Here is a 25,579-nt window from a genome sequence, read left to right on the forward strand (position 1 = left end):
CCCGTGACCCTTCACCTCCAAGCCGTGGGCCTGGCCTGCGAGCGCGACTGGCGCCTGCTGTTCGAGCACCTCGATTTCCAGCTGCGCCCCGGCGACATGCTGCAGATCAGCGGCCCCAACGGCAGTGGCAAGACCAGCCTGCTGCGCCTGTTGGCCGGGCTGATGCAGCCGACTGCCGGGCAGATCCTGCTGGGTGGCCAGCCGCTTGGCGACCAGCGCCATGCCCTGGCCAGCATCCTGCTGTGGGTCGGCCACGCTGCGGGTATCAAGGACCTGCTCACGGCGGAGGAAAATCTCACCTGGCTCTGTGCCTTGCACCAACCGGCTACCCCTGATGCCATCTGGTCGGCACTCGAAGCGGTCGGCTTGCGCGGTTTCGAAGACGTTCCCTGCCATACCCTGTCCGCTGGTCAGCAGCGCCGCGTGGCCCTGGCCCGGCTGTACCTGGGCAGCCCGCCACTGTGGATCCTCGACGAACCCTTCACTGCCCTCGACAAGCAGGGCGTGGCCCAGCTCGAAGCGCACCTGGCGGCTCACTGTGAACAGGGCGGCACGGTGGTGCTGACAACGCACCACACCCTGGAACGCAAGCCGTCCGGCTACCGGGAACTCAACCTGGGGCAATGGGCGGCATGAGCGTATTCATCCTGTTGCTGCGCCGTGAAGCACGCCTGCTGTTCCGCCGCCCGGCGGAGCTGGCCAACCCGCTGGTGTTCTTCGCCATCGTCGTGGCGCTGTTCCCGCTGGCGGTTGGTCCGGAAAGCCAATTGTTGCAAACCTTGTCGCCTGGCCTGGTCTGGGTCGCAGCCTTGCTCGCCGTGCTGCTGTCGCTGGACGGCCTGTTTCGCAGCGATTTCGAGGACGGTTCGCTGGAGCAGTGGGTGCTATCACCGCACCCGCTGGCCATGCTGGTGCTGGCCAAGGTCCTGGCACACTGGATCTTTTCCGGGCTGGCGCTGGTATTGTTGGCGCCGTTGCTGGCGCTGATGCTGGGCTTGCCCAGCCACTGCCTGCCGGTGCTGCTCGGTTCACTGCTGTTGGGCACGCCGGTGTTGAGCCTGCTGGGCGCTGTTGGCGCTGCGCTGACGGTCGGCCTCAAGCGCGGTGGTTTGTTACTGGCGCTGCTGATTCTGCCGTTGTATATCCCTGTATTGATCCTGGGCAGTGGCGCGTTGCAGGCAGCATTGCAGAATATGCCTGCCACCGGTCATTTGCTCTGGCTCGCCAGCCTGACAGCCCTGGCGGTTACCCTGGCACCCTTTGCGATAGCCGCCGGGCTGAAGATCAGCGTCGGCGAATAACGAGTCCCGGGCTCTCAAGCCCGGCTAATACCCTGGATGTACCTGATGAAAATGAGCTGGACGTGGTTCCACAAACTGGGTTCGCCGAAATGGTTCTACGCCATCAGCGGCCGCATGCTGCCATGGCTGGCCGTTTCCGCCGTGCTGCTGCTGGTGACCGGCGTGGTCTGGGGCCTGGCCTTCGCCCCTGAGGACTACCAGCAGGGCAATAGCTTCCGCATCATCTATATCCACGTGCCGGCAGCGATGCTGGCGCAGTCCTGCTATGTGCTGCTGGCGGTGGCCGGTGTGGTGGGGCTGGTGTGGAAGATGAAGCTGGCCGATGTCGCCCTGCAATGCGCAGCGCCCATCGGCGCCTGGATGACCGCCGTGGCGCTGGTCACCGGGGCCATCTGGGGCAAGCCGACCTGGGGCAGCTGGTGGGTCTGGGATGCACGGCTGACGTCGATGCTGATCCTGCTGTTCCTGTACTTCGGCATCATTGCCCTGGGCCAGGCCATCAGTAACCGCGACAGCGCGGCCAAGGCCTGCGCGGTGCTGGCCATCGTCGGCGTGATCAACATCCCGATCATCAAGTATTCGGTGGAGTGGTGGAACACGCTGCATCAGGGCGCGACCTTCACCCTCACCGAAAAACCGGCGATGCCGGCCGAGATGTGGCTGCCGCTGCTATGCACGGCGCTGGGCTTCTACTGTTTCTTCGGTGCCGTGCTGCTGCTGCGCATGCGCCTTGAAGTGCTCAAGCGCGAGGCACGCGCCAGTTGGGTCAAGGATGAAGTGTTGAACAGCCTGGGACGGAGGGCCACGCGATGAATTTCGCTTCCTTCGGCGATTTTCTCGCCATGGGCCACCATGCCCTGTACGTCTGGTCGGCCTACGGCATCTGCCTGGCGGTGCTGGCGCTGAATGTCGTTGCACCGGTGCTGGCCCGCCGTCGCTACCTGCAAGATGAGGCGCGCCGTTTGCGCCGGGAGAACAACCAGTGAATCCGCAGCGCAAGAAACGCCTGTTCATCATCCTCGGCCTGCTGGCCGGGGTAGCGGTTGCCGTCGGCTTTGCCTTGAGCGCGCTGCAGCAGAACATCAACCTGTTCTACACACCGACCCAGATCGCCAACGGCGAAGCGCCGCTGGACACGCGCATTCGTGCCGGTGGCATGGTCGAGAAGGGGTCGGTGCAGCGTTCCTCCGATTCGCTCGACGTGCGTTTCGTGGTCACTGATTTCAACAAGTCGGTGCCAATCACTTACCGCGGCATCCTGCCTGACCTGTTCCGTGAAGGGCAGGGCATCGTCGCCCTCGGCAAGCTCAACGGCGACGGTGTGGTAGTGGCCGACGAAGTGCTGGCCAAGCACGACGAGAAGTACATGCCACCGGAGGTCACCAAGGCCTTGAAGGAAAGCGGCCAGGCGGCCAGCGGTGCGGAGGCCAAGCCATGAATGCAGCACTGGTGATCCCCGAGCTCGGCCAGCTGGCGATGATTCTGGCAATCTGCTTTGCTGCCGTGCAGGCCACGGTGCCGCTGCTCGGTGCCTGGCGTGGTGACAGCCTGTGGATGAGCCTGGCCCGCCCGGCCGCCTGGGGCCAGTTCAGCTTCCTGGCCTTTGCCTTTGCCTGCCTGACCCATGCGTTCATGACCGACAACTTCTCGGTCGCCTACGTGGCCAGCAACTCCAACAGCGCCTTGCCGTGGTACTACAAGTTCAGTGCGGTGTGGGGTGCCCACGAAGGCTCGCTGCTGCTGTGGGCACTGATCCTCGGTGGCTGGACCTTTGCCGTGTCAATCTTCTCGCGGCAGTTGCCGCAGGTGATGCTGGCCCGCGTGCTGGCGGTTATGGGCATGATCAGCGTCGGTTTCCTGAGCTTCCTGATCATCACTTCCAACCCGTTCCAGCGCCTGCTGCCGCAGGTGCCGACCGATGGCCGTGACCTCAACCCGTTGTTGCAGGACTTCGGCTTGATCGTCCACCCGCCGATGCTGTACATGGGTTATGTGGGCTTCTCGGTGGCCTTCGCCTTTGCCATTGCCGCGCTGCTCGGCGGGCGGCTGGACGCAGCCTGGGCGCGCTGGTCGCGGCCCTGGACCATCGTCGCCTGGGCCTTCCTGGGCGTGGGTATCACCCTGGGTTCGTGGTGGGCCTATTACGAACTGGGCTGGGGTGGCTGGTGGTTCTGGGACCCGGTGGAGAACGCCTCGTTCATGCCCTGGCTGGTGGGTACCGCGCTGATCCACTCGCTGGCGGTGACGGAAAAACGCGGGGTGTTCAAGAGCTGGACCGTGCTGCTGGCGATTGCCGCGTTCTCGCTGAGCCTGCTGGGGACCTTCCTGGTGCGTTCCGGGGTGCTGACCTCGGTGCATGCGTTCGCTGCCGACCCTGCGCGTGGCGTGTTCATCCTGATCTTCCTGCTGTTCGTGGTCGGTGGCTCGCTGACCCTGTTCGCCCTGCGCGCCCCGGTGGTCAAGAGCCAGGTCGGCTTTGCCCTGTGGTCGCGCGAGACGCTGCTGCTGGCCAACAACCTGATCCTGGTGGTGGCCGCTTCGATGATCCTGCTGGGCACCTTGTATCCGCTGGTGCTCGATGCCCTGACCGGTGCCAAGCTGTCGGTCGGCCCACCGTACTTCGATGCCCTGTTCCTGCCGCTGATGGCGCTGCTGATGGGCGTGCTGAGCGTGGGTGTGGTGGTGCGCTGGAAGGACACCCCCGGCAAATGGCTGGCGAACATGATGACCCCGGTGTTGATCGGCAGCGCGTTGCTGGCGCCGATCGCTGGCTTGATCGTCGACGATCTCGACTGGCCGGTCCTGAGCGCCTTCGCCCTGGCGGCCTGGGTGGTGCTGGGCGGGCTGCGCGACATCGTCGACAAGACCCGCCACAAGGGCCTGGCCAAGGGTGTGCGTGGCCTGACCCGCAGCTACTGGGGCATGCAGCTGGCGCACCTGGGCCTGGCGGTGTGTGCCCTGGGCGTGGTGCTGTCGAGCAACAACAGCGCCGAGCGTGACCTGCGCATGGCGCCAGGCGAGAGCGTCGAGCTGGGTGGTTATCACTTCCTGTTCGAGGGCGCCAAGCACTTCGAAGGGCCGAACTTCATTTCTGACAAGGGCACCATCGTCGTCACCCGCGATGGCCGTGAAGTGACGACGTTGCACCCGGAGAAACGCCTGTACACCGTGCAGCAGTCGATGATGACCGAGGCCGGCATCGATGCCGGCTTCACCCGTGACCTGTACGTTGCCTTGGGCGAGCCGCTGGAAAACGGCGCCTGGGCAGTGCGCGTACACATCAAGCCTTACGTCCGCTGGATCTGGCTGGGCGGTCTGCTGACCGGCCTGGGTGGGTTGCTGGCGGCCTTCGACCGGCGCTACCGCGTCAAGGTCAAGACCCGGGTGCGTGAAGCCCTGGGCGTGTCTGGAGCTGCTGCATGAAGCGTTGGATCATGGTCGTGCCACTGGCGGTATTCCTGCTGATGGCGGTTTTTCTCTACAAGGGGCTGTTCCTCAAGCCCGACGAGCTGCCGTCGGCAATGATCGGCAAACCGTTCCCGGCGTTCGCCCTGGCGTCGACCCAGGGTGACCGCAACCTGACCCAGGCAGACCTGCATGGCCGGCCGGCGTTGGTCAACGTGTGGGCCACCTGGTGCCCGTCGTGCAAGATCGAGCACCCGTATCTCAACCAGCTGGCCCAGCAGGGCGTGGTGATCCACGGCATCAACTACAAGGATGACAACGCGGCCGCGCAGAAGTGGCTGGCCGAGTTCCACAACCCCTACCAGCTGGATATCCGTGACGAGCAGGGCAGCCTGGGGCTGGATTTGGGCGTGTACGGTGCGCCGGAAACCTTCCTCATCGACGCCAAGGGCATCATCCGCTACAAGCACGTCGGCATCGTCGACGCCGACGTCTGGCGCCAGCAGCTGGCGCCGCTTTACCAGGGGCTGGTCGACGAGGCCACGCCATGAGGCGCTGGCTGGCAGCCGCCGTGCTGGGCATGAGCCTGGCCGGTGTGGCCAAGGCGGCTATCGATACCTACCAGTTCCGTGATGACGCCGAGCGCGAACGTTACCAGCAACTGACCAAGGAACTGCGCTGCCCCAAGTGCCAGAACCAGGACATCGCCGATTCCAACGCACCGATCGCCGCCGACCTGCGCCGCGAGATCTTCCGCATGCTCGGCGAAGGCAAGAGCAACCAGCAGATCGTCGATTTCATGGTCGACCGCTATGGCGACTTCGTGCGCTACAAGCCGGCGCTCAGTGGCCGCACCTGGCTGCTGTGGTTCGGCCCGGGCATCTTGTTGGCCGGTGGTTTCGTGGTGCTGGCGGTGATTGTCCGCCGTCGCCGTGGCCCGGCGACCCAGGCTGCCGAGGAACTGTCCGTCGAAGAACGCGAGCGTCTCGCCAAACTGCTGGAAAAAGAACAGACCCATGACTGAATTCTGGCTTAGCGCGGGCCTGCTGCTGCTCGCCGCCCTCGGCTTTTTGCTGATCCCGATCCTGCGCGTCCGTCGCCAGCAGCAGGAAGAAGACCGCACCGCATTGAATGTCGCGCTGTATCAGGAACGCGTCGCAGAGCTGGCTGCCCAGCAGGCGGCCGGCGTGCTTGACGACAGGCAGATGGCCAAGGGCCGCGATGAGGCGGCCCGTGAGCTGCTGGCTGACACAGAGGGTGCGGAACCCGTGCGTCAGGGCCACCAGGGCAGGGCCCTGCCATTGCTGGCGGCAGTGCTGGTGCCTTTGCTGGCACTGGGGCTGTACCTGCACTTCGGTGCGGCGGACAAGGTCGAGCTGACCCAGGAATTCGCCGCCGCACCGAAGACCCTGGACGAAATGACCACGCGCCTCGAACGTGCCGTGCAAGCCCAGCCGGATTCGGCCGAAGGTCTGTATTTCCTTGGCCGGGCCTATATGGCCCAGCAACGTCCGGCCGACGCGGCACGCGCCTACGAGCGCGCTGTCGCCCTGGCCGGTCGCCAGCCCGAGCTGCTGGGCCAGTGGGCCCAGGCACTGTATTTCGCGGCAGACAAGAAATGGAGCCCGCAGGTGCAGGCGCTGACCGACGAAGCACTCAAGGCCGACCCGAATGAAGTCACCAGCCTTGGCCTGCGGGGCATCGCCGCCTTCGAAGGCGAGCGCTACCAGGCCGCCATCGACTACTGGAACCGCCTGCTGGCGCAGCTGCCAGAGGGCGATGCCTCGCGGACGGCACTGCAAGGCGGCATCGACCGTGCGGCGGAGCGCCTGGGCAGCACCGGCGGCAAACCGCAGGCCACAGCGCCAGCCCGGTTGAAGGTGCGGGTGGAGTTGGCGGCGGCGCTCAAGGACAAGGTCAAGCCTGACGACACCGTGTTCATCTTCGCCCGTGCCAGCAACGGCCCGCCCATGCCGCTGGCGGCCAAGCGGGTCACCGTGGCGCAATTGCCGCTGGAAGTGGAATTGTCCGACGCTGACGCTATGCTGCCGCAGATGAAACTGTCACAGTTCGCCGAAGTCCAACTGGTCGCACGTGTATCCCGCGCTGGCCAGCCGACCCGCGGCGAATGGGTCGGCCAGGGCGCACCCCTGGCCAATACCACCCAGGCCACCCAGCACTTGACCATCGACAGCCCCGACCAGTAAGAGAACAACACCATGCATAGCACCGTCCGCCTGACCCTGATCACCCTGGCCCTGGGTTTGTCCGCGTGTACGGTGCAGCAGCCGTACGAACAGCCGTCGCCGCCGGCCGAGACTGTGCCACCGCACCAGGGGCCAGCGGTAAAGCCGCTGCCGGGTGGCCAGCCGTCGAAGCCGAGCAAGCCAGCGGCGATTCCCAAGCCGATGCCACGGACCTCCGCCAGCTTCGCACCACCGCCGGGTGGCGCCAGCCACTGGGACCCGAAGCTCGGGGTGTATGTGCTGGAGAACAAGACCAATGTCTTTTACCGGCAGCGTACCTACTACCGCTATGACAATGGCTGGAGCTGGTCGCTGAACCCGGATGGGCCATGGCAGGCAACTGACAGCAGTGGTGTGCCGGGTGGATTGGGGCGCGCCTACGGGCAGTAGTTTTCTGGGGGCTGCGGGTGTTCGCCTTTAGAGGTCCGGCGCTCGATCTCACAGGCGCTGAAAATGTTGTGGCAGGCACATGGAAGTCCTGACACGCCCTATGACCCGGACCACCCATACAGTACAGTTCCCCGCTGTTTTCCCCATTGACTGTACCGGCCAGTTACTCCGCATAATGCCCCTCTGATATTGAAGGAGGTGGCATGCGCAAGACTGTCCTGGTACTGGTAGAAACCGTCGACGATTATCTGCCGTTGCTGGAACAGGCCGGCTACCGCCTGATTCGTGCCCCGTCCCCGCAGATGCGCAGCGACGCCATCCAGCGCCATGCCGGCGAGATTGACGCCGTGCTGACCCGCGGGCCGTTGGGCCTGACCGCCGCTGAAATCGCCGCCTTGCCCAAGCTGCAGATCATCTGCGTGATCGGTGCTGGTTACGAGCAGGTCGACCTGGTCGCCGCTGCCGCCCGTGGCATCACCGTCACCAATGGCGCTGGCGCCAATGCCGCGGCTGTTGCCGACCACACCATGGCCATGCTGCTGGCGCTGTTGCGCGATATTCCTCGCGCCGACGCCAGCACTCGTCGTGGCGAGTGGAACCGGGTGATCAGCCCTTCGGTCAGCGGCAAGCGCCTGGGCCTGCTGGGCCTCGGCGCGGTGGGCCAGGCCATCGCCAGGCGCGCCAGCCTGGGCTTCGACATGACCATCAGCTACCACAGCCGCACCCCACGTACTGACGTCCCTTACACCTGGTACGACAGCCCGTTGCACCTGGCGCAGGCCATCGACATCCTGGTCGTGGCCACCCCCGGTGGCGCCAACACCCGCCATCTGGTCGATGCCCCGGTGCTCCAGGCGCTGGGCCCGCAGGGGTATCTGGTGAATATCGCCCGGGCCAGCGTAGTCGACACCCAGGCCCTGGTATCAGCCCTTGAACAAGGCCGCCTGGCGGGCGCCGCGCTCGATGTGTTCGATGACGAGCCGGCCGTGCCAGATGCCCTCAAGGCCCTCGGCAATACCGTGCTCACGCCTCATGTGGCCGGCCAGTCGCCCGAGGCCGCACGCGACACCGTGACCTTGGTGTTGCGCAACCTGCAGGCCTTCTTTGCCGGCGAACCGGTACTCACGCCAGTCCGCGCATAACCCTTCAATACCCCGGCATGGCCGGATCACAAGGAGCGTTTGATGCAACTCGAAATTTTCCAGGTCGATGCCTTTTCCGCCGAGCCCTTTGGTGGCAACCCGGCGGCGGTGATCCCGTTGCAAAGCTGGTTGCCAGACGATGTGCTGCAACGCATCGCCGAAGAAAACAACCTGTCTGAAACAGCCTACTTCGTACGCAATGGCGCAACCTTCGACCTGCGCTGGTTCACCCCCAGCGTCGAAGTCGACCTGTGCGGCCATGCCACACTGGCCGCGGCCTACGTACTGTTCGAGCAGCTGGGTGAGCAAGCCGAAGTGCTGCGCTTCAACACCCGCAGTGGCGAACTGCGGGTCAGCCGGAGCGCCGATGGCCTGCTGGCCATGGACTTCCCGGCCAAGCAGCCGCAAGCCGTGGACGTTCCAGCCGGGTTGCTGGAGGCGCTTGGCCTGAGTGCGGCCAAGGCGGTGTATCGCTCCGACGACTATGTGGTGGTGGTCGATGACGCTGCGCTGCTCGCGCCGCTGAAGCCCGATTTCGTCGCCCTGTCGGCATTCGACGTGCGAGGCATCGCGGTCACGGCCGCTGGGCGTGGTTTCGACTTCGTCACCCGCTGGTTCGGCCCGCGGGTCGGGGTCAATGAAGACCCGGTAACCGGCTCGGCGCATACCTCGCTTGCACCGTTGTGGGCCGAGCGTCTGGGCAAGTCGTCGCTGAGCTGCGAGCAGGGCGGGGCGCGCAAGGGGCAATTGCACTGTGACGTTCCTGGTAATGGCCGGGTGATCATCAGTGGGCGTGCGGCCTTGTACCTGCGCGGCAGCGTGTTCATCTGATCGAACCGGTGGGGCTGGCGGCTGTGTGGCAGGGCCCGATCTATACTTGCTGGCCCAGCCAGCAAGGAGCCCGATCATGGCCCTGGAAAAAAGCGGCAGCTGCCTGTGCGGTGAAACCCGCCTGCGCGCCACAGTCGACAATACCCACATCAGCGCTTGCCATTGCAGCATGTGCCGCAAGTGGACCGGCGGTCCGCTGCTGGTCGTGGATTGCAGCCAGGCGCCGGTCTTCGAAGGGCGGCCACCGGCGGTCTACGACTCGTCCGACTGGGCCCAGCGTGGTTTTTGCAGCGGTTGCGGCACGCACCTGTATTACCGCCTCAAGGACAAGGACCATTATGCGGTCCCGGTAGGCCTGCTCGATGGCGACGAGGCCTGGGATTTCGACTTGCAGATTTTCGTCGAGCAGAAGCCCGCCTGGTATTGCTTCGCCAACCAGACCAAGGAGCTGACCGGCGAGCAAGCGTTCGAGCAGCTTGGCTGAGCCATTGCTCATGCGAACTTGCCAAACACGTGCATTCCTGAGAAAAGGGCGCCCTTGAATTTCAGCGTTGGAGCATGCGCATGAGCAGTGAACTGCAGATCATCGACCTCGTCGAAGGCGACGGCAAGGCCGCCGTCAAAGGCGCCCTGATCACCACCCAGTACACCGGCTGGCTGGCCGACGGCAGCGAGTTCGACTCGTCGTGGTCGCGCGGCAAACCCTTCCAGTGCGTGATTGGTACCGGGCGTGTCATCAAAGGCTGGGACCAGGGCCTGATGGGCATGCGCGTGGGTGGCAAGCGCAAGCTTCAGGTGCCGGCGCATCTAGGGTATGGCGAGCGCAGCGTGGGGGCGATACCGCCGAATTCGGATCTGACCTTCGAGATCGAGTTGCTGGAAGTGCTGACGCGGGATGATTGATTGCGGTGGGGCTGGGAGGTGCAAAACCCAAGGCGTACATATTTCCGCAACACGCCTGCTCTAACGTAATCCTTGCCTAGGGAACGGCATCCACACTCAGGGAGGAACCAAACGGGTTGAGGACACTCTGAGTCCTGCTCGTTGCCAGGGATGGCAATCACCAACACGGATGCCCTGCGGCATGGGCCGCGGGGCAATGTGGCGGGTACCCAGATACCTTTTGCCACAAGAGCCTGCCCTCATGAAGTTGCCATCTTTCATTCGACGTCGCCGCCGCCTGATGCTCAGCCTGGCCCTCGTCGCCGCCGCTGTGCCGCTGGCACTGGAAGTGGTCGAAAGCCGCGCGCAACCGGTCGATGGCACCCAGACGCTGGTATTCCTGCGCCATGCCGAGAAGCCAGGTGAAGGCCTGGGGCAATTGAACTGCCAGGGGCTCAACCGCGCGCTGGACCTGGCCACCTTGTTGCCAGAGCGGTTCGGCAAGGCGGATTACGTGTTTGCGGCCAACCCCTCGCGGCATGTCGAGGAAGGCAGCCAGGACCAGAGCTACAGCTACATTCGCCCGCTGATGACCATCACCCCGAGCGCCATCCGCCTGGGTTTGCCAGTCAACATCGACTTCGCTGCCAACGACACCGACGAACTTGCCGATGAACTGCTCAGCGACAAGTACCGCAATGCCACGGTTTATACCGCCTGGTCCCACGGCTACCTGCCGGAGTTGATCAACACCGTGGCCGGCAAGGCGTTGGGCGATGAGCGGGTGATCACCGAAGACTGGAATGGCGACGATTTCGACACCCTCTACGTCCTGACTCTGACCTGGCACGACGGCAAGGCCAGCCTGCTCAGCCGTAACGTTCGTCAGGGCCTGGATGGCGGTGCCCATAGCTGCCCGACCTGATCCGCTGTTACTGTCGTGGCAGGGCAGTCAGACAGGGATGAACAATGACCCAGCGGGTGACGGTGATTGGCGGTGGCGTGGTCGGCCTGGCGACGGCTTATGCGCTGGTGCGCGAAGGCTTGTCGGTGGTGCTGGTCGAGGCGCGAGACCAGTTGGCCTCGGCGACCAGCTTCGCCAATGGCGGGCAGCTTTCCTATCGGTATGTAGCGCCGTTGGCTGATGCCGGTGTCCCGTGGCAGGCACTTGGCTGGCTCTTGCGCGGCGACTCGCCGCTGCGCCTGCGCTTGCGCCTGGACCCTGCCCAATGGCGCTGGTTGCTGCAGTTCGTGATGGCTTGCCGCAGCAGTGTCAATCGGCGTAACGCGGCGCAGCTGCTGGACTTGGCCTTGCACAGCCAGGCCACCCTGGAACGCTGGCGTGAAGACGACGGGCTGAGTGACTTCGCCTGGCGGCAGAACGGCAAGCTGGTGGCATTTCGCAGTGAGCGGGCGTTCGCCCATGGCCGGGCCCATCTGCTCGACCCCGATCGTCAACGGGTGCTCGGTGCCAGCGAGGTCAGGGCGCTGGAGCCGGCGTTGGCCGACGCGCCCTTTGTTGGCGCCGTGCTGACTGCGGATGAAGAAGTCGCCGACTGTCATCGCTTCTGCGAGCGGCTGGCAGAGCGTCTGCGCGCATCCGGGCAGTGCCGGTTCCTGCTCGGCAGCCCAGTCACCCGCCTGATCAGCCGTGATGACCAGGTGGTGGCAATGCAACTGGGGCGTGAGCAGGTGGACGTCGAGCGCCTGGTACTGTGCGCCGGCCATCGAAGTGCCGGGTTGGCGCTACCTGGGTTGCGGCTGCCGGTCTACCCGCTCAAGGGCTACAGCCTGACGGCACCGATCGCCACGGTGCACCGGGCGCCGGAGATCAGCATCACGGATTACGAGCGCAAGATCGTCTATGCACGGCTTGATCAGAGGCTGCGGGTGGCGGCGATGGTAGATATCGTTGGCTATGACGAAACAGTGGATGCGCGCCGGCTCGACAGCATGCGGCGCCAGGCGCTGGAGACCTTGCCACAGGCAGCGGACTACACCAAGGCGGTGGAGTGGGCGGGAATGCGGCCGGCGACGCCGACCGGGGTGCCCATCGTCGGGGCTTCAGCCTATCGCAACCTGTTGCTGAACCTCGGGCATGGGGCCTTGGGCTTTACTTTGGCGTGTGGCAGCGGGGAGCGACTGGCCCGGATGCTGTGTTGACTGGTCCGGCCTCTTCGCGGGTAAACCCTCAGGTATCGCACAGGTCTTGAGGGCTGTGCAGTCCCTGTGGGCGCGGGCGTGCCCGCGAAGAGGCCGGTACAGTCTAGCGTCCGAACTTCATCGGCCAGCCCACTACTTTCTTCGTCCTTGGTGTGGCATAGGTTCGCACCTTGGACGTGCTGAGCCCCATCCGCACCAGCGACTCGGCAATGGTCACCGCCGCGCTCACCCCATCGACCACTGGCACCCCGGTGCGCTGGCGGATCTGTTCATCCAGCCCGGCCATGCCGCCACAGCCCAGGCAGATCACCTCGGCCTTGTCGTCACGCACGGCACGTTCGGCCTGCTCGACGATCGCCGCAACGGCACGTTGCGGGTCTGCTTCCAGCTCCAGCACGGCCAGGCCACTGGCGCGCACCGAGGCACAACGGTCATACAGCCCGGACAGCTTCAGGCGGTCTTCGATCAGCGGCACGGTGCGGTCCAGGGTGGTCACTACCGAATAGGCGTGGCCCAGGTACATGGCGGTACTGGCGGCGGCATCGGTGATATCGATTACCGGCACGTCGAGCAGCTCCTGCAGGCCTTCGCGGCCATGTTCGCCGTAGCCGGCCTGTATCACCGCATCGTACGGGCCGTCATAGGCCAGCACGCGGTCCATCACGGCGATGGCGGCCAGGTAGCTCTCGAAATTGCCCTCCACCGACTCGGCGCCGAACCAAGGGGTCAGGCCGATGATTTGCGTGCCCGGCGCGGCGACGCTGCGCGCCTGTTCGGCAATGGCCTCGGTGATGGCTTCGGTGGTATTGACGTTGGCAATCAGAATACGCATGGGCAATCCTCCTTGATCAATGGCTGCTGTGGTCGACGGCGATGCACTCGCCGCTGATATCGTGGTATTGGCGGTTACGCGGGGCGATCAGCAGGTACACCGCGGCCGCGATGCCGGCGCCGATCAGCCAGGAAAACGGCGCAATGCCGTGGAAGTTCGGCACCAAGGCCAGGATGCTGGCCAGCAGTGCTGCCGGTACGAAGGCGGCCACGGCACGCAGGTTGATGCCTTTGCTGTAGTGGTAGGCGCCGGCCGGGTTCTCGGTGTACAGCTCCGGCACGTTGATCCGGCCTTTGCGCAGCAACCAGTAGTCGGCCATGATCACCCCGTACAGCGGGCCGAGCAGGGCGCCCAGGCCAGACAGGAAGTACACGATCACCAGCGGGCTGTTGTAGAGGTTCCACGGCAGGATCAGCACCGCCAGGGTCGCGCTGATCAGGCCGGCGCGGCGGAAGTTGAGGTGGCGTGGCGCCAGGTTGCTGAGCACGAAGGCGGGCGCGACGAAATTGGCCATGATGTTCACCGCCACGGTGACGATCAGGAACGCCAGGCAGCCGAGCACCAGGAATGGCTTGCTGGGGATGCTGGCGACGATCTGGGTCGGGCTGTCGATGATCTGGCCGTTGATCTGGAACTGCGCACCGCACAGCACCACGGTGATCATGGCGAACACCAGGATGTTCACCGGCAGGCCCCAGAAGTTGCCGACGCGGATGGTCTTGCGGCACGGCGAGGAGCGGGCGAAGTCGCAAAAGTTCAGCACCAGGGTGCCGTAGATCGCCAGCCACAGGGCGCCACCGGCGAAGATGTTGCGCCACATCTCATAGCCGGACAGCGGCTCGGTCACCGACCAGGCGATGCGTGCGTCGGCCTGGACGAACATGAACACTGCCAGGCTGGCCACGGTCAGCAGGATCACCGGGCCGGCGAAGGCCTCGTAGCGGCGCACCATCTCCATGCCGTAGGCGAGGATCACCAACTGCACCTGCCAGATCGCCACGAAGCACACCCAGCCCAGGCTCGACAGGCCGAGGATGCTGTCGTGGTCGTAGCCGGCCACTTGCGGCCACACCGCGGTGAGCAGCACGCGCAGTACCACCGATGCCAGGTAGGTCTGGATACCGAACCAGGCGATGGCGATCACCGCGCGGATCAACGCCGGAATCTGTGCACCATGGATGCCGAAGGCGATGCGGCTGATGACCGGGAATGGCACGCCGGTCTTCTGCCCCATGTAGCCGGACAGGTTCATGAAGAAGTACACCAGTGCCGCGCCGATTGCCAGCGACAGCAGGATCTGCCAGCCACCCAGGCCAAGGGCGAACAAGCCCATGGCGAAGGAGTAGTTGGCAATGTTGTGCACATCGTTGGTCCACAGCGCAAAGATGCTGTAGCGGCCCCAGCGGCGGCCTTCGATACGGGTGGGCGCGAGGTCGCGGTTATGCAGGCGTGGGCTGAGGCCCAGTGGCGGCATATCGCCTGCAATGGTGGAAGACGGGCTGGTGCTGGCGACGGATAGTTCAGGGGCAAGGTCGAGGCTGGTACTCATTCCGGCAGGCTCCTGATGCACGTGGACTGCGATGAGCGGGCATGCGCACGGGCTCGCCATCTCGTCGGTGCAGCTTGGCATCACTGGGTTCTGGGCGCGGTGGCCGGCGTTGGGCCGGCTTCGCGAGTTCTTGTGTATTTATGTTTCGTATGATTTGTATACAAAACACGAACACACAAAAGCGAGTTCCATGCCAGAGAAAAACGAAATTCCGGGAGCCACTAATTTGAATCTAAGCAGTTGAAAATTAAGTTTATGAAATGAAGGGAATATAAGTTGACCAATTGAACAGGTTTAATTTTTTAGTTGAATGATTAGTTGATCATATGGTCAGAATTAGTGGCGCGAGATGTGTAACGTATTGGGGCATTATCTGGAAAAGTGCACACAAAAATGGCACCTAAGGTGACATTCTTGTGTACAAAAAATAGCCAATTAGCCGTGTGAGTGGATACATTCAGTCCATCGGCGGCAACCGCCGCTTCACCGGACTTTTCTTGATGATTGCGGTGTTGGTTTCGGCCAGCACATTGATCCGGTCGAGCAAAGTGTCGAGTTGCTCCATCGAGCGCACATGCAGCCGCGCGATGAAACAGTCCTCGCCCGTGACCTTGTCGCATTCGGTGAACTCAGGGATGGCGATGATCTGTCGCTCCACTTCCTGCAACTGCCCTGGCAGCGGGCGAATGCGCACGATCGCCTGCAGCTGGTAGCCGAAGCTGCGCGGATCGATCTCCACCGTGTAGCCGCGCAACACACCGCGTTCCTCCAGGCGCCGAAGGCGTTCGCTGACGCTGGGGGCTGAAAGGCCGCTGATCTGCGCCAGCGCCTTGAGCGAGCGGCGGGAGTCTTCCATCAAGGCGTTGATCAGCAGCTGGTCGATGGCGTCGGTCATGCGTACCTCGTCAGGCAAATCTTGAAAGTTGCCTTGATAGTAAAGGTGAAAAGGCTGATACGCCTTGGATATCCGCTGGAAGGTGCACGGTGACCCTCCGCATACTATGGCCATCATCCAAGGGAGGTGTGAGATGGACAGTTCATTACGCCGCGGCTCGCTGGAAATGGTCGCTGCCATGCTGATTTCCGGGACCATCGGCTGGTTCGTGCTGGTGTCAGGGCAGCCGGTGCTGGAAGTGGTGTTCTGGCGCTGCGTGTTCGGGACCGGCACCTTGCTGGCGACCTGCGCGGCATTCGGCTTTCTCAAGCCTGGCGTGATTACCCGGACGGCATTCCTGCTGGCCATCGCCAGTGGCGTGGCCATCGTCGGCAACTGGGTGCTGCTGTTCGCCTCCTACTCGCGGGCTTCGATTGCCATCGGCACGGCGGTGTACAACGTCCAGCCGTTCATGCTGGTGGGGCTGGCGGCGCTGTTTCTGGGCGAGAAGATCACCGCCGCCAAGGTCACCTGGCTGAGCGTGGCATTCCTGGGCATGCTGGCGATCGTCAGCGCCCATGGCGCGGGGCAGGCCAGTGGCGAGGACTACCTGTTGGGCATTGCCCTGGCGCTGGGTGCGGCGTTGCTGTACGCGATCGCCGCGCTGATCATCAAACGGCTCAAAGGTACGCCGCCGCACCTAATCGCTTTGATCCAGGTCGCCACCGGGGTGCTGCTGCTGGCGCCTTGGGTGAACCTGGGCGGGCTGCCTGGCCAGCCCTCGGCGCTGGCCAGCCTGGTCACGCTGGGCATGGTCCACACCGGGTTGATGTATGTGCTGCTGTACAGCGCCATCCAGCGCCTGCCGACGGCATTGACCGGTGCGTTGTCGTTCATCTACCCGATTGCTGCGATCCTGGTTGACTGGGTGGCCTTCGGGCACCGCCTGGCGCCGTTGCAGTGGCTGGGGGTAGTGTTGATCCTGCTGGCGGCAGCAGGCATGCAGCAAGGCTGGTGGTTCCGATCTGCACAAGTACCGGCCAAGGGGTAGAATGGCGGCCTTTTCACTTGCTTGCGACCCGCCATGACCTCGCCGATGCACACCCTCGAACAGCACCTGCTCGCTGCCCTTGACCCTGCTCCTGCCGAAACCCGCCGCTTGTTCCACGGCCGCGGCCGCTGCTGGGAGGGCCTGGAGCAGGTCACGGTGGACTGGCTGCAGGGTGTGCTGTCGGTGGCGCTGTTCCGCGAACCGCCAGAGGGTCAGCTGGCGGAACTGGAAGCCATGCTGCGCAACCTGGCCGAACGCCCGCAATGGACTGGCCAGGCGATCCTCATCCAGCACCGTTACCTGCCTGACAGCCCGGGCCAGTGGTTGCTGGGCGAGCCCTGTCAGCAGCGCGAGGTGGTCGAGGATGGCCTGACCTACCTGCTCGACCTGGGTGTACGGCAGAACAACGGCCTGTTCCTCGACATGCGCTACGGTCGTCGCTGGGTGCGCGAGCAGGCGGCGGGCAAGCGGGTACTCAACCTGTTCGCCTACACCTGTGGTTTCTCGGTGGCGGCGATCGCTGGCGGTGCCGAGCAGGTGGTGAACCTGGACATGGCCAAGTCGGCGCTGTCGCGGGGACGCGATAACCATCGCCTGAACGGGCACGATGCGTCGCGGGTCGCCTACCTGGGGCATGAACTGTTCAAGTCCTGGGGCAAGGTGCGCAAGTACGGGCCTTACGACCTGATCATCATCGACCCACCGACCTTCCAGCGTGGCAGCTTCGTGCTGACCCAGGATTACGCCAAGATCCTGCGGCGCTTGCCGGAACTGCTGAGTGAGGGTGGAACGGTGCTGGCCTGCGTCAATGACCCGGGGATCGGGCCGGAGTTTCTGATCGAGGGGATGGCGGAGCAGGCGCCTTCGCTGGCCTTCGTCGAGCGCCTGGAGAATCCGCCGGAGTTTCCGGATGTAGACCCGGCGGGGGGGCTGAAGGCCCTGATATTCCGCCAGGTTTGATTTTGCCTGTACCGGCCTACATCAATTACTGCTGATTGGTATAGATCTGGTCAAACACGCCACCGTCATTGAAGTGGGTCTTCTGCACGGTGCGCCAGTCACCAAAGGTCTTCTCCACCGACAGGAAGTCGACTTTCGGGAAGCGGTCGGTGTATTTGGCCAGTACCGTCGCATCACGCGGGCGCAGGTAGTTTTGCGCGGCGATTTCCTGGGCCGCTGGCGACCACAGGTACTTCAGGTATTCCTCTGCCACGGCCTGGGTGCCTTTTTTGGCCACCACTTTGTCGACCACGCTCACCGGCGGCTCGGCCTCGGCCGACACGCTCGGGTAGACCACTTCGAACTGATCGCGGCCAAACTCGCGGGCGATCATCTCGGCTTCGTTCTCGAAGGTGACCAGCACGTCGCCGATCTGGTTGGTCATGAAGGTGGTGGTGGCGGCACGGCCACCGGTGTCGAGCACTGGCGCCTGCTTGAACAGTTTGCCGACGAATTCACGGGCCTTGGTTTCATCGCCACCTTGCTTGAGCACATAGCCCCAGGCCGACAGGTAGGTGTAGCGGCCGTTACCCGAGGTCTTGGGGTTGGGCACGATCACCTGCACGCCGTCCTTGAGCAAGTCGGGCCAGTCCTTCAAGGCCTTGGGGTTGCCCTTGCGCACGATGAACACGGTGGCGGAGGTGAACGGCGCGCTGTTGTTCGGCAGGCGGGTCACCCAGTTGTCTGGCACCAGCTTGCCATTGTCGGCCAGGGCGTTGATGTCGGTGGCCATGTTCATGGTGATTACATCGGCCGGCAGGCCATCGATCACCGCACGCGCCTGCTTGCTCGAGCCGCCAAAGGACATCTGCACATTGACCTTCTCGTTGTGCTCGGCTTCCCAGTGCTTCTGGAAGGCCGGGTTGTAGTCCTTGTAGAAGTCGCGCATCACGTCATAGGAAACGTTCAGCAGGGTCGGGGCAGCCTGGGCCAGGTTGCCGAGGGCCAGGCCGGCGGCGAGCAGTGAGGCGGTGAAGAGCTTTTTCACGTTGCGTCCTTGTTATCGATGGCAGTTTGCCTGCGACTATAGCGGGTGGGTTAATGCGGGCTAAATAACAAAAAACACTTTGGTTATGCCTCTGTCTGTACTGGCCTCTTCGCGGGCACGCCCGCTCCCACATAATCACCACAGGCCTGAATTATGCGCGGTCCCTGTGGGAGCGGGCGTGCCCGCGAAGAGGCCGGTTCAGGCAGCATCATTGCTTGGGAAACAGCAAGTTACCGCAGCGCGAGCAGAAAGCGGCGCCATGTTCGTGGGTCTTCTTGCTGCAAGTCGGGCAGTCATGCTGCAACTGCTCCCCGCGCATGGCATTGGCCAATTCTGCAGTAAAGATTCCCGTCGGCACGGCAATGATCGAATAACCGGTGATCATCACCAAAGACGACAGCACCTGGCCCAGCGGCGTCTTCGGCACGATATCGCCAAAGCCCACCGTCGTCAGCGTGACGATGGCCCAATAGATGCCTTTCGGGATGCTGGTAAAGCCATGCTCCGGCCCTTCGATCACATACATCAGCGTGCCGAACACCGTCACCAGCGTGGATACCGTCACCAGAAACACGATGATCTTCTGCTTGCTGCCACGCAGCGCGTCCATCAGGTAGTGCGCCTGCTTGAGGTAGGGGCTGAGCTTGAGCACGCGGAAGATCCGCAGCATCCGGATCACCCGGATGATCAGCAGGTACTGGGCGTCGCTGTAATACAGGGCGATGATCCCCGGCACGATCGCCAGCAGGTCGACCAGGCCGTAGAAGCTGAAGGCATAGCGCAAGGGCTTGGGCGAGCAGTACAGGCGGGTGAGGTATTCGGCCAGGAATATCGCGGTGAAGCCCCACTCGATGGCGGCCAGCAGGCCGGCGTAGCCCTGGTGGACCTCGTCGATGCTGTCGAGGATCACCGTGACCAGGCTGGCCAGGATGATCAGCAGCAGGATCTTGTCGAAGCGCCGACCGGCTACGGTGTCGGTCTGGAAGACGACGATGTAGAGGCTTTCGCGAAGAGATTGCGGGGTGGACATGGACTCAGCTTCCGCGAACAGGAAATAGCAAGCCTAGAGCGTCTTGGTCGGTAACGGGAAGGGGCAGATGCCCGACCTGATAAAACTGACAGTTATCCTTTGCAATGGCAGGGGCCATCATTGGCGCCAGACCAATTGAAAATGGAGTCGATACCATGCCTGAAATCCTGACTTCGCCACACCGCGACCGCGATATTGTTCTTCTGCAGGTGGATGGTCTCGGTAGTATTGTGGCCGAGCGCGGTTTGCGTCAGGGGGAATGGTCGTTCCCGCCCTATGGACAGCTTCCCTCACGGTGGGTCGTCGGTGCGCTGCGGTTCGCGGGGCAATGGTTCGACCCTGTAGTGCGGGGTTATCTACTGGGCCATGGGCATAGGTTGTATAGCCCGGCCATCATGCGGTTCCTCAGCCCCGACAGCTTGAGCCCATTTGGTGCGGGCGGAATTAATGTTTACGCGTACTGTTCTGGCGATCCTGTCAATTTGCACGATCCTTCGGGCCGGATCGGTACCAAAACGGGTCTCACCCAGTTGTTGCAAAACTTCGAGCTGCCGAAGCCGCAGCTGCGAGGCTATCTCAAGCCACTGGGTAAATTCGATAATTTCAGGAAAACGCGATGGGTATATCGACTGAATGGCGATAACTTTGAACGTTTCGAGTTCATGGGAGCGGGGAATAAGATCATCGGAGCAAAACGTGAAGATCGTTCAGCCCTGTCAGTTTCCCTCAACTCCGAGACTTTTTATCGGTCTGGCGAGTTGTATATTCCTCACTCGACAGTTCCCCAAGGAGCAGTCGATGGGCTTCTGAGCGCTGGCTTTGAACAAATCCGGTTCAATACGGACTACCTTGTAGACACCCTCTTCCTTGGAGAAGCGAGCGCCCAAGCGGGGGGGATTGCCCATCCTGCCCCGCGTAGCCGGAACAACCCCTACACCGAAGATCCGGTTGCTGCAATGGTCCGCACTAGAACTATGCCGCCGAACTAAGTGGTCTTCAGCTACGTTGTGCCACGTCTCGATGTGAGCGATGTGCTTCTATCTGAGCCAGAACGGTGCCAAGGATCCAGCAAGCGACAACGAAGGGCGCGGTCAGGCCGGCCACCGGCATTAGCTTGAACAGCGGTTGCAGTAGCAGGGCCAAGGTGATTGCCAGCAACGTCACCCAAGGTTTTTCACCTTGCCTGCTGAACGCCAGCGCTGCCAACGCGGCATTGAAGCCGAACAAACCCAGCCAAGCAGCTTGCGCCTGGTCGGCGAGCAGTGCCACACCGCCGCCAATGGCCGAACCGAGCACGGCCCACATTGCGGCATAGGGGTTGGCAATGAACATCCCGATAATGATCAGCAACCCGGCCAGCGGCTGGTCGAGCAAAAAGATCTGCCCCACGCCACGCGCCAGGGCATACGCCGGTTCTGCTTCGACGAAGCCGCTGGGCGCGGGGCTTGCGAACAACAGGGCAACCCAGCCGAGCAGCACGAACGGCGCGGTATAGGCAACCAACAGCTTGCCGCCGCGCTTGCGCCACTGGTGGGTGATGATGCTGGACAGGCCGCCGGCGGCAATGATCAGCGGCGGCAGGATCGCCGACCAGGGCAGCACGGCGCTGGTCAGGATGCCGATCAGCACGCCGTTGTAGCAGTACAGCCCGGCCTGGCGGTCGGCGCGGTCGTAGCCGCGGCGTTGGGCGGTGAGCAGGCCGGCGAGGGCGCCCAGCAGGGCGCCGCCGACCAGGTCGGGGGCGGTCAGCAGGATGGCCAGCAGGCAGCACAGGCCGCACAGGGGGTTGCGCAGCAGCAGCACCTGGCTGAAGCCGTTGAGCAGCGCCGTGGCCCAGTCGGGGCACGGGTTGACGAAATTCTTGGTGTACATGGGCAGTCAGCAAGGTTGATGGGGAAGCGGTGGGCCTCTTTGGGCCTCGGTTTTCCGCAGGTTCGGTGTATGGGGAGGGCGTTGCCCTCCTTTCGCGACACAAGGCCGCTCCTACAAGGGATCGCGGTCTCTTGTAGGAGCGGCCTTGTGTCGCGAAAGGGGCGCAAAGCGCCCCCGGCGATCTCAGACCAGAGTCTCGATCCGCAAGGTATTAGTCGAACCCGGCTTGCCGAAAGGCACGCCGGCGGTGATCAGCAGCGTGTCGCCACGGCTGGCCATGCCTTGCGCCTGGGCGATCTCCAGTGCGGTGGAGACCACCTCGTCGACCTGGCGCAGGCGGTCGTTGACCACCGAGTGAACACCCCAGGCCACGCTCAGGCGGCGGGCAGTGGCCAGGTTCGGCGTCAGGTTGAGGATCGGCGCCCGTGGCCGCTCGCGGGCGGCACGCAGGGTCGAAGCACCCGACTCGCTGTAGTTGACTAGCACCGCCACCGGCAGGATGCCGCTGATACGGCGGATCGCGCAGCTGATGGCGTCCGACACGGTGGCCTCGGCCTTTGGCCGGCCGACGTCGAGTTGGGCCTGGTAATCCGGGCCGTTCTCCACCTGGCGGATGATCTTGCTCATCATCTGCACGGCTTCCAGCGGGTAGTCACCGGAGGCGGTCTCGGCCGACAGCATCACCGCGTCGGCGCCTTCGGCCACGGCGTTGGCCACGTCAGTCACTTCGGCACGGGTCGGTGCTGGCGAGAAGCGCATCGATTCGAGCATCTGGGTGGCCACCACCACGGGTTTGCCCAACTGGCGGCAGGTGCCGATGATGCGCTTCTGGATCTGCGGCACGCTTTCGGCCGGCACTTCCACGCCCAGGTCGCCACGGGCCACCATGATCGCATCGGCCAGTTCCGCAATGGCTTGCAGTTGTTCGACTGCCGATGGTTTTTCGATCTTGGCCATCAGGTAGGCGCGGTCACCGATCAGCTGGCGCGCTTCGACGATGTCTTCCGGGCGCTGCACGAACGACAGGGCTACCCAGTCAACACCCAGCTCCAGGCCGAAAGCCAGGTCGCGGCGGTCTTTCTCGGTGAGCGGGGAGAGGTCGAGCACCGCTTGTGGCACGTTGACGCCCTTGCGGTCGGACAGCTCGCCACCGTTCAGCACTTCGGTGTCGATGGCGTCATTGTGCTTGGCGGTCACCCGCAGGCGCAGCTTGCCGTCGTCGAGCAGCAGGTCCATGCCTGGCTCCAGTGCCGCGATGATCTCGGGGTGCGGCAGGTTGACCCGGCGGCTGTCGCCCGGGGTCTTGTCCAGGTCCAGGCGCAGGGCCTGGCCGCGTTGCAGCTGGACCTTGCCCTCGGCGAAGCGGCCGACGCGCAGCTTTGGCCCTTGCAGGTCCATGAGGATGCCCAGCGGGTAGTTCAGCTGCTGCTCGACTTCGCGGATCCACTGGTAGCGCAGGGCGTGGTCGGCGTGCTCACCGTGGCTGAAGTTGAGGCGGAAGATGTTCACCCCGGCTTCGACCAGCTGGCGGATGTCGTCGATGCCTTTGATCGCAGGGCCGAGGGTGGCGAGGATCTTTACTTTTTTATCAGGCGTCATGATTGGGCAGTCTCGAGGATCAGGATGGCGCGGAAGTCGTTGACGTTGGTACGGGTCGGCTCGGTGACGATCAGGGCATCGAGCGCGGCGAAGTAGCCATAGCCGTTGTTGTTGTCCAGCTCATCGCTGGCCGACAGGCCCAGCGCTTCGGCGCGGGCGTAGCTGCTCGGGGTCATGAAGGCGCCGGCATTTTCTTCCGAACCGTCGATGCCGTCGGTGTCACCGGCCAGGGCATACACCCCGGGCAGGCCCTTGAGGCTTTCGGTGAGGCTGAGCAGGAACTCGGCATTACGCCCGCCACGGCCATTGCCGCGCACGGTGACGGTGGTTTCACCGCCCGAGAGGATCACGCAGGGCGCCTTCAGCGGCTGGCCGTGCAGCACGATCTGCCGGGCAATGCCGGCGTGCACCTTGGCCACTTCGCGCGATTCACCTTCCAGGTCACCGAGGATCAGCGGGCTGAAGCCGGCCTGGCGGGCTTTGACCGCCGCGGCTTCGAGCGATTGCTGCGGTTTGGCGATCAGCTGGAAGTGGCTGCGGGCCAGGGCCGGGTCATCGGCCTTGACGGTTTCCGAGGCCGGGTTGTTGAGCCAGTCGATGACGGCTTTCGGCGCGTCGATGTTGTAGCGCTTGAGGATTGCCAGGGCATCGGCCGAGGTGCTCGGGTCGGCCACGGTCGGGCCCGAGGCGATGACGGTGGCCAGGTCGCCAGGCACGTCGGAAATGGCATAGGTGTAGACGGTGGCTGGCCAGCAGGCCTTGGCCAGGCGGCCGCCCTTGATCGCCGAGAGGTGCTTGCGCACGCAGTTCATCTCGCCGATGGTGGCGCCGGATTTGAGCAGCGCCTTGTTGATCTGTTGCTTGTCCGCCAGGGTCAGGCCTTCGGCTGGCAGTGCCAGCAGGGCGGACCCACCGCCAGACAGCAGGAAGATGACGCGGTCTTCTTCGTTGAGGTTGCAGACCATCTCCAGCACGCGTTTGGCCACGGCCAGGCCGGCGGCGTCGGGGACCGGGTGAGCGGCTTCGACCACCTCGATCTTCTGGCAGTTGGCGCCGTGACCATAGCGGGTCACGACCAGCCCGGAGACTTCGCCCTGCCAGCTTTTTTCGACCACTTCGGCCATGGCGGCTGCGGCCTTGCCGGCGCCGATGACGATGACCCGGCCGCTACGGTCGGCGGGCAGGTAGGGTTCGAGCACCTGGCGTGGGTGGGCGGCGGCGATGGCTGTGTCGAACAGGTCGCGGAGAAGTTTTTGCGGATCGACCGACATGGCAGGCTCCCATTTATTGTTGTTCTGCAGAATCGAAAACGCCCCTGGAACTGCCTCCGTGCAGGCCGAACCAGGGGCGGGTGTTGCTCGGGGTCACCTATGGACCTGTGGTCGCAGGTTCATAGGTGTTGGCTTCTTCGCGGGCTTGCCCGCTCCCACAGGAATATCGTGGCCCACAGGCTTGCGCAGTACCTGTGGGAGCGGGCGAGCCCGCGAAGAGGCCAGAAAGGTCTTATTTATCGTCGCGGATCGAGAAGTTGGCCATGTGCTCCAGGCCTTTGATCAGCGCCGAGTGGTCCCAGTTGCCGCCGCCCAGGGCCTGGCAGGTGTTGAACACTTGCTGGGCATTGGAGGTGTTCGGCAGGTTGATGCCCAGTTCCTTGGCACCTTGCAGGGCCAGGTTAAGGTCCTTCTGGTGCAGGTTGATGCGGAAGCCTGGGTCGAAGGTGCCTTTGATCATGCGCTCGGCGTGCACTTCAAGGATCTTCGACGACGCGAAGCCGCCCATCAGCGCTTCACGTACCTTGGCTGGGTCAGCGCCGTTCTTGGCGGCGAACAGCAGGGCTTCGGCAACGGCCTGGATGTTCAGGGCGACGATGATCTGGTTGGCAACCTTGGCGGTCTGGCCGTCACCGTTGCCACCGACGCGGGTGATGTTCTTGCCCATGGCTTCGAACAGCGGCTGGGCGCGCTCGAAGGCTTTCGGGCAGCCACCGACCATGATGCTCAGGGTCGCGGCCTTGGCCCCGACTTCACCGCCGGACACCGGGGCGTCCAGGTAGGCAGCGCCAGTGGCTTTGATCTTCTCGGCGAAGGCTTTGGTGGCGGTAGGGGAGATCGAGCTCATGTCGATCACCACCTTGTTCGGGCCCACGCCTTCGGCGACGCCGTTTTCACCGAACAGGACGCTTTCGACCTGTGGGGTATCCGGCACCATGATGATGATGAACTCGGCTTCCTGGGCCACTTCCTTCGGGTTGGCCAGAGCCACGGCGCCAGCGGCGATCAGGTCGGCCGGTGCCGCATCGTGGTGGGTGGAAACGAAGATGCTGTGGCCTGCTTTCTGCAGGTTCTGCGCCATGGGCTTGCCCATGATGCCAGTGCCGAGGAAACCGATTTTAGCCATGAGAAATTACCTCTTTGTAATTGTGATA

General features: G+C 63.7%; 28 protein-coding genes. 19 read left to right on the top strand and 9 right to left on the bottom strand.

Translation table 11 applies throughout. The annotated features are described in order from the left end of the window. Nucleotides 1-3 precede the first annotated feature (3 nt). From ccmA to ACTORR_RS22645, 16 genes are all read left to right on the top strand, one after another. Nucleotides 4-636 (top strand): cytochrome c biogenesis heme-transporting ATPase CcmA, encoded by a 633-nt coding sequence (gene ccmA, locus ACTORR_RS22570; RefSeq protein ID WP_262109597.1) that lies wholly within the window; start codon nt 4-6, stop codon nt 634-636. Next, on the top strand, nt 624-1,301 hold the full coding sequence (gene ccmB, locus ACTORR_RS22575) for a heme exporter protein CcmB (protein ID WP_371263234.1): 678 nt from the start codon (nt 624-626) through the stop codon (nt 1,299-1,301). Before ccmA ends, ccmB begins: the two co-directional genes overlap by 13 nt. A gap of 45 nt (nt 1,302-1,346) precedes the next feature. Continuing rightward, entirely contained in the window at nt 1,347-2,114 is a 768-nt protein-coding gene (locus ACTORR_RS22580) for a heme ABC transporter permease (protein WP_054884196.1), read from the top strand. Next, nucleotides 2,111-2,287: a heme exporter protein CcmD gene (gene ccmD / locus ACTORR_RS22585; protein ID WP_054884168.1), complete on the top strand. Its 177-nt coding sequence runs from the start codon at nt 2,111-2,113 to the stop codon at nt 2,285-2,287. Before ACTORR_RS22580 ends, ccmD begins: the two co-directional genes overlap by 4 nt. Further along, nucleotides 2,284-2,739, top strand: coding sequence for a cytochrome c maturation protein CcmE (gene ccmE / locus ACTORR_RS22590; protein ID WP_054884167.1), 456 nt, complete (start codon nt 2,284-2,286; stop codon nt 2,737-2,739). Before ccmD ends, ccmE begins: the two co-directional genes overlap by 4 nt. Nucleotides 2,740-2,750: 11 nt before the next feature. Next, the gene (locus tag ACTORR_RS22595; RefSeq protein WP_313364520.1) at nt 2,751-4,724 is read left to right on the top strand and encodes a heme lyase CcmF/NrfE family subunit; all 1,974 of its coding nucleotides are present in this window, start codon (nt 2,751-2,753) and stop codon (nt 4,722-4,724) included. Further along, nucleotides 4,721-5,257, top strand: a complete 537-nt coding sequence (locus ACTORR_RS22600; RefSeq protein WP_054884165.1) for a DsbE family thiol:disulfide interchange protein — start codon at nt 4,721-4,723, stop codon at nt 5,255-5,257. The genes ACTORR_RS22595 and ACTORR_RS22600 overlap by 4 nt, the downstream gene beginning before the upstream one ends. Then, a complete protein-coding gene (locus ACTORR_RS22605) occupies nt 5,254-5,730 on the top strand; it encodes a cytochrome c-type biogenesis protein (protein WP_054884164.1) in 477 nt (158 codons plus the stop codon). The genes ACTORR_RS22600 and ACTORR_RS22605 overlap by 4 nt, the downstream gene beginning before the upstream one ends. Next, nucleotides 5,723-6,913, top strand: a complete 1,191-nt coding sequence (gene ccmI, locus ACTORR_RS22610) for a c-type cytochrome biogenesis protein CcmI (RefSeq protein ID WP_054884163.1) — start codon at nt 5,723-5,725, stop codon at nt 6,911-6,913. Before ACTORR_RS22605 ends, ccmI begins: the two co-directional genes overlap by 8 nt. Nucleotides 6,914-6,925: 12 nt before the next feature. After that, nucleotides 6,926-7,342, top strand: coding sequence for a hypothetical protein (locus ACTORR_RS22615; protein WP_313364511.1), 417 nt, complete (start codon nt 6,926-6,928; stop codon nt 7,340-7,342). 203 nt (nt 7,343-7,545) lie between these two features. Next, nucleotides 7,546-8,484 (top strand): 2-hydroxyacid dehydrogenase, encoded by a 939-nt coding sequence (locus tag ACTORR_RS22620; RefSeq protein ID WP_054884161.1) that lies wholly within the window; start codon nt 7,546-7,548, stop codon nt 8,482-8,484. A 42-nt stretch (nt 8,485-8,526) separates the two neighbouring features. After that, complete coding sequence (locus ACTORR_RS22625) at nt 8,527-9,315, top strand: PhzF family phenazine biosynthesis protein (protein WP_099814190.1); 789 nt, start codon at nt 8,527-8,529, stop codon at nt 9,313-9,315. A 76-nt stretch (nt 9,316-9,391) separates the two neighbouring features. Beyond that, nucleotides 9,392-9,799 carry a GFA family protein gene (locus ACTORR_RS22630; protein ID WP_313364512.1) on the top strand — a complete coding sequence of 136 codons (408 nt, stop codon included), beginning with the start codon at nt 9,392-9,394 and terminating at the stop codon, nt 9,797-9,799. Between the two features lie 80 nt (nt 9,800-9,879). Continuing rightward, nucleotides 9,880-10,218 (top strand): FKBP-type peptidyl-prolyl cis-trans isomerase, encoded by a 339-nt coding sequence (locus tag ACTORR_RS22635; protein ID WP_054884158.1) that lies wholly within the window; start codon nt 9,880-9,882, stop codon nt 10,216-10,218. Nucleotides 10,219-10,459: 241 nt separating this feature from the next. Beyond that, on the top strand, nt 10,460-11,122 hold the full coding sequence (locus ACTORR_RS22640) for a histidine phosphatase family protein (protein ID WP_099814188.1): 663 nt from the start codon (nt 10,460-10,462) through the stop codon (nt 11,120-11,122). A 44-nt stretch (nt 11,123-11,166) separates the two neighbouring features. Continuing rightward, nucleotides 11,167-12,360: a D-amino acid dehydrogenase gene (locus tag ACTORR_RS22645; protein WP_313364513.1), complete on the top strand. Its 1,194-nt coding sequence runs from the start codon at nt 11,167-11,169 to the stop codon at nt 12,358-12,360. A gap of 103 nt (nt 12,361-12,463) precedes the next feature. Here ACTORR_RS22645 and ACTORR_RS22650 read toward each other — a convergent pair whose 3' ends face one another. From ACTORR_RS22650 to ACTORR_RS22660, 3 genes are all read right to left on the bottom strand, one after another. Further along, entirely contained in the window at nt 12,464-13,192 is a 729-nt protein-coding gene (locus ACTORR_RS22650) for an aspartate/glutamate racemase family protein (RefSeq protein WP_054884155.1), read from the bottom strand. 16 nt (nt 13,193-13,208) lie between these two features. After that, entirely contained in the window at nt 13,209-14,741 is a 1,533-nt protein-coding gene (locus ACTORR_RS22655; protein ID WP_313364514.1) for an NCS1 family nucleobase:cation symporter-1, read from the bottom strand. A gap of 457 nt (nt 14,742-15,198) precedes the next feature. Next, nucleotides 15,199-15,636, bottom strand: coding sequence for an Lrp/AsnC family transcriptional regulator (locus tag ACTORR_RS22660; RefSeq protein WP_054884153.1), 438 nt, complete (start codon nt 15,634-15,636; stop codon nt 15,199-15,201). A 133-nt stretch (nt 15,637-15,769) separates the two neighbouring features. On the opposite strand from ACTORR_RS22660, the gene ACTORR_RS22665 reads away from it, so the two are divergent. Together ACTORR_RS22665 and ACTORR_RS22670 are read left to right on the top strand one after the other, a co-directional pair. Continuing rightward, nucleotides 15,770-16,666: a DMT family transporter gene (locus tag ACTORR_RS22665; RefSeq protein WP_441343904.1), complete on the top strand. Its 897-nt coding sequence runs from the start codon at nt 15,770-15,772 to the stop codon at nt 16,664-16,666. Between the two features lie 33 nt (nt 16,667-16,699). After that, a complete protein-coding gene (locus ACTORR_RS22670) occupies nt 16,700-17,626 on the top strand; it encodes a class I SAM-dependent methyltransferase (protein ID WP_313364515.1) in 927 nt (308 codons plus the stop codon). 25 nt (nt 17,627-17,651) lie between these two features. On the opposite strand, the gene ACTORR_RS22675 is transcribed toward ACTORR_RS22670, so the two are convergent. Further along, nucleotides 17,652-18,653: a sulfate ABC transporter substrate-binding protein gene (locus tag ACTORR_RS22675; RefSeq protein WP_186603284.1), complete on the bottom strand. Its 1,002-nt coding sequence runs from the start codon at nt 18,651-18,653 to the stop codon at nt 17,652-17,654. A 208-nt stretch (nt 18,654-18,861) separates the two neighbouring features. Continuing rightward, entirely contained in the window at nt 18,862-19,683 is an 822-nt protein-coding gene (locus ACTORR_RS22680; RefSeq protein ID WP_313364516.1) for an ion transporter, read from the bottom strand. A gap of 155 nt (nt 19,684-19,838) precedes the next feature. Here ACTORR_RS22680 and ACTORR_RS22685 point away from each other — a divergent pair, with 155 nt between their 5' ends. Beyond that, the gene (locus ACTORR_RS22685; protein ID WP_262109594.1) at nt 19,839-20,672 is read left to right on the top strand and encodes an RHS repeat-associated core domain-containing protein; all 834 of its coding nucleotides are present in this window, start codon (nt 19,839-19,841) and stop codon (nt 20,670-20,672) included. Nucleotides 20,673-20,679: 7 nt separating this feature from the next. On the opposite strand, the gene ACTORR_RS22690 is transcribed toward ACTORR_RS22685, so the two are convergent. The 4 genes from ACTORR_RS22690 to ACTORR_RS22705 form a co-directional block, all read right to left on the bottom strand. Further along, nucleotides 20,680-21,555 carry an urea transporter gene (locus tag ACTORR_RS22690; protein WP_054884147.1) on the bottom strand — a complete coding sequence of 292 codons (876 nt, stop codon included), beginning with the start codon at nt 21,553-21,555 and terminating at the stop codon, nt 20,680-20,682. A 183-nt stretch (nt 21,556-21,738) separates the two neighbouring features. Beyond that, complete coding sequence (pyk, locus tag ACTORR_RS22695) at nt 21,739-23,154, bottom strand: pyruvate kinase (RefSeq protein ID WP_054884146.1); 1,416 nt, start codon at nt 23,152-23,154, stop codon at nt 21,739-21,741. Continuing rightward, nucleotides 23,151-24,425 carry a glycerate kinase type-2 family protein gene (locus tag ACTORR_RS22700; protein ID WP_313364517.1) on the bottom strand — a complete coding sequence of 425 codons (1,275 nt, stop codon included), beginning with the start codon at nt 24,423-24,425 and terminating at the stop codon, nt 23,151-23,153. Before ACTORR_RS22700 ends, pyk begins: the two co-directional genes overlap by 4 nt. A 232-nt stretch (nt 24,426-24,657) precedes the next feature. Then, nucleotides 24,658-25,551, bottom strand: coding sequence for a 2-hydroxy-3-oxopropionate reductase (locus ACTORR_RS22705; protein ID WP_099814181.1), 894 nt, complete (start codon nt 25,549-25,551; stop codon nt 24,658-24,660). Nucleotides 25,552-25,579: the final 28 nt, after the last annotated feature.

The organism is Pseudomonas sp. SAR267 (genome assembly GCF_052077595.1).
Lineage (GTDB): Bacteria > Pseudomonadota > Gammaproteobacteria > Pseudomonadales > Pseudomonadaceae > Aquipseudomonas > Aquipseudomonas vlassakiae.

What these genes read in the sequence shown, in the direction of transcription:
- ccmB (WP_371263234.1), top strand. Translation starts at nt 624, where the DNA reads ATGGGCGGCATGAGCGTATTCATCCTGTTGCTGCGCCGTGAAGCACGC.
- ACTORR_RS22580 (WP_054884196.1), top strand. Translation starts at nt 1,347, where the DNA reads ATGAAAATGAGCTGGACGTGGTTCCACAAACTGGGTTCGCCGAAATGG.
- ccmD (WP_054884168.1), top strand. Translation starts at nt 2,111, where the DNA reads ATGAATTTCGCTTCCTTCGGCGATTTTCTCGCCATGGGCCACCATGCC.
- ACTORR_RS22600 (WP_054884165.1), top strand. Translation starts at nt 4,721, where the DNA reads ATGAAGCGTTGGATCATGGTCGTGCCACTGGCGGTATTCCTGCTGATG.
- ACTORR_RS22605 (WP_054884164.1), top strand. Translation starts at nt 5,254, where the DNA reads ATGAGGCGCTGGCTGGCAGCCGCCGTGCTGGGCATGAGCCTGGCCGGT.
- ccmI (WP_054884163.1), top strand. Translation starts at nt 5,723, where the DNA reads ATGACTGAATTCTGGCTTAGCGCGGGCCTGCTGCTGCTCGCCGCCCTC.
- ACTORR_RS22615 (WP_313364511.1), top strand. Translation starts at nt 6,926, where the DNA reads ATGCATAGCACCGTCCGCCTGACCCTGATCACCCTGGCCCTGGGTTTG.
- ACTORR_RS22620 (WP_054884161.1), top strand. Translation starts at nt 7,546, where the DNA reads ATGCGCAAGACTGTCCTGGTACTGGTAGAAACCGTCGACGATTATCTG.
- ACTORR_RS22625 (WP_099814190.1), top strand. Translation starts at nt 8,527, where the DNA reads ATGCAACTCGAAATTTTCCAGGTCGATGCCTTTTCCGCCGAGCCCTTT.
- ACTORR_RS22630 (WP_313364512.1), top strand. Translation starts at nt 9,392, where the DNA reads ATGGCCCTGGAAAAAAGCGGCAGCTGCCTGTGCGGTGAAACCCGCCTG.
- ACTORR_RS22635 (WP_054884158.1), top strand. Translation starts at nt 9,880, where the DNA reads ATGAGCAGTGAACTGCAGATCATCGACCTCGTCGAAGGCGACGGCAAG.
- ACTORR_RS22640 (WP_099814188.1), top strand. Translation starts at nt 10,460, where the DNA reads ATGAAGTTGCCATCTTTCATTCGACGTCGCCGCCGCCTGATGCTCAGC.
- ACTORR_RS22645 (WP_313364513.1), top strand. Translation starts at nt 11,167, where the DNA reads ATGACCCAGCGGGTGACGGTGATTGGCGGTGGCGTGGTCGGCCTGGCG.
- ACTORR_RS22650 (WP_054884155.1), bottom strand. Translation starts at nt 13,192, where the DNA reads ATGCGTATTCTGATTGCCAACGTCAATACCACCGAAGCCATCACCGAG.
- ACTORR_RS22655 (WP_313364514.1), bottom strand. Translation starts at nt 14,741, where the DNA reads ATGAGTACCAGCCTCGACCTTGCCCCTGAACTATCCGTCGCCAGCACC.
- ACTORR_RS22660 (WP_054884153.1), bottom strand. Translation starts at nt 15,636, where the DNA reads ATGACCGACGCCATCGACCAGCTGCTGATCAACGCCTTGATGGAAGAC.
- ACTORR_RS22665 (WP_441343904.1), top strand. Translation starts at nt 15,770, where the DNA reads ATGGACAGTTCATTACGCCGCGGCTCGCTGGAAATGGTCGCTGCCATG.
- ACTORR_RS22670 (WP_313364515.1), top strand. Translation starts at nt 16,700, where the DNA reads ATGACCTCGCCGATGCACACCCTCGAACAGCACCTGCTCGCTGCCCTT.
- ACTORR_RS22680 (WP_313364516.1), bottom strand. Translation starts at nt 19,683, where the DNA reads ATGTCCACCCCGCAATCTCTTCGCGAAAGCCTCTACATCGTCGTCTTC.
- ACTORR_RS22685 (WP_262109594.1), top strand. Translation starts at nt 19,839, where the DNA reads ATGCCTGAAATCCTGACTTCGCCACACCGCGACCGCGATATTGTTCTT.
- ACTORR_RS22690 (WP_054884147.1), bottom strand. Translation starts at nt 21,555, where the DNA reads ATGTACACCAAGAATTTCGTCAACCCGTGCCCCGACTGGGCCACGGCG.
- pyk (WP_054884146.1), bottom strand. Translation starts at nt 23,154, where the DNA reads ATGACGCCTGATAAAAAAGTAAAGATCCTCGCCACCCTCGGCCCTGCG.
- ACTORR_RS22700 (WP_313364517.1), bottom strand. Translation starts at nt 24,425, where the DNA reads ATGTCGGTCGATCCGCAAAAACTTCTCCGCGACCTGTTCGACACAGCC.
- ACTORR_RS22705 (WP_099814181.1), bottom strand. Translation starts at nt 25,551, where the DNA reads ATGGCTAAAATCGGTTTCCTCGGCACTGGCATCATGGGCAAGCCCATG.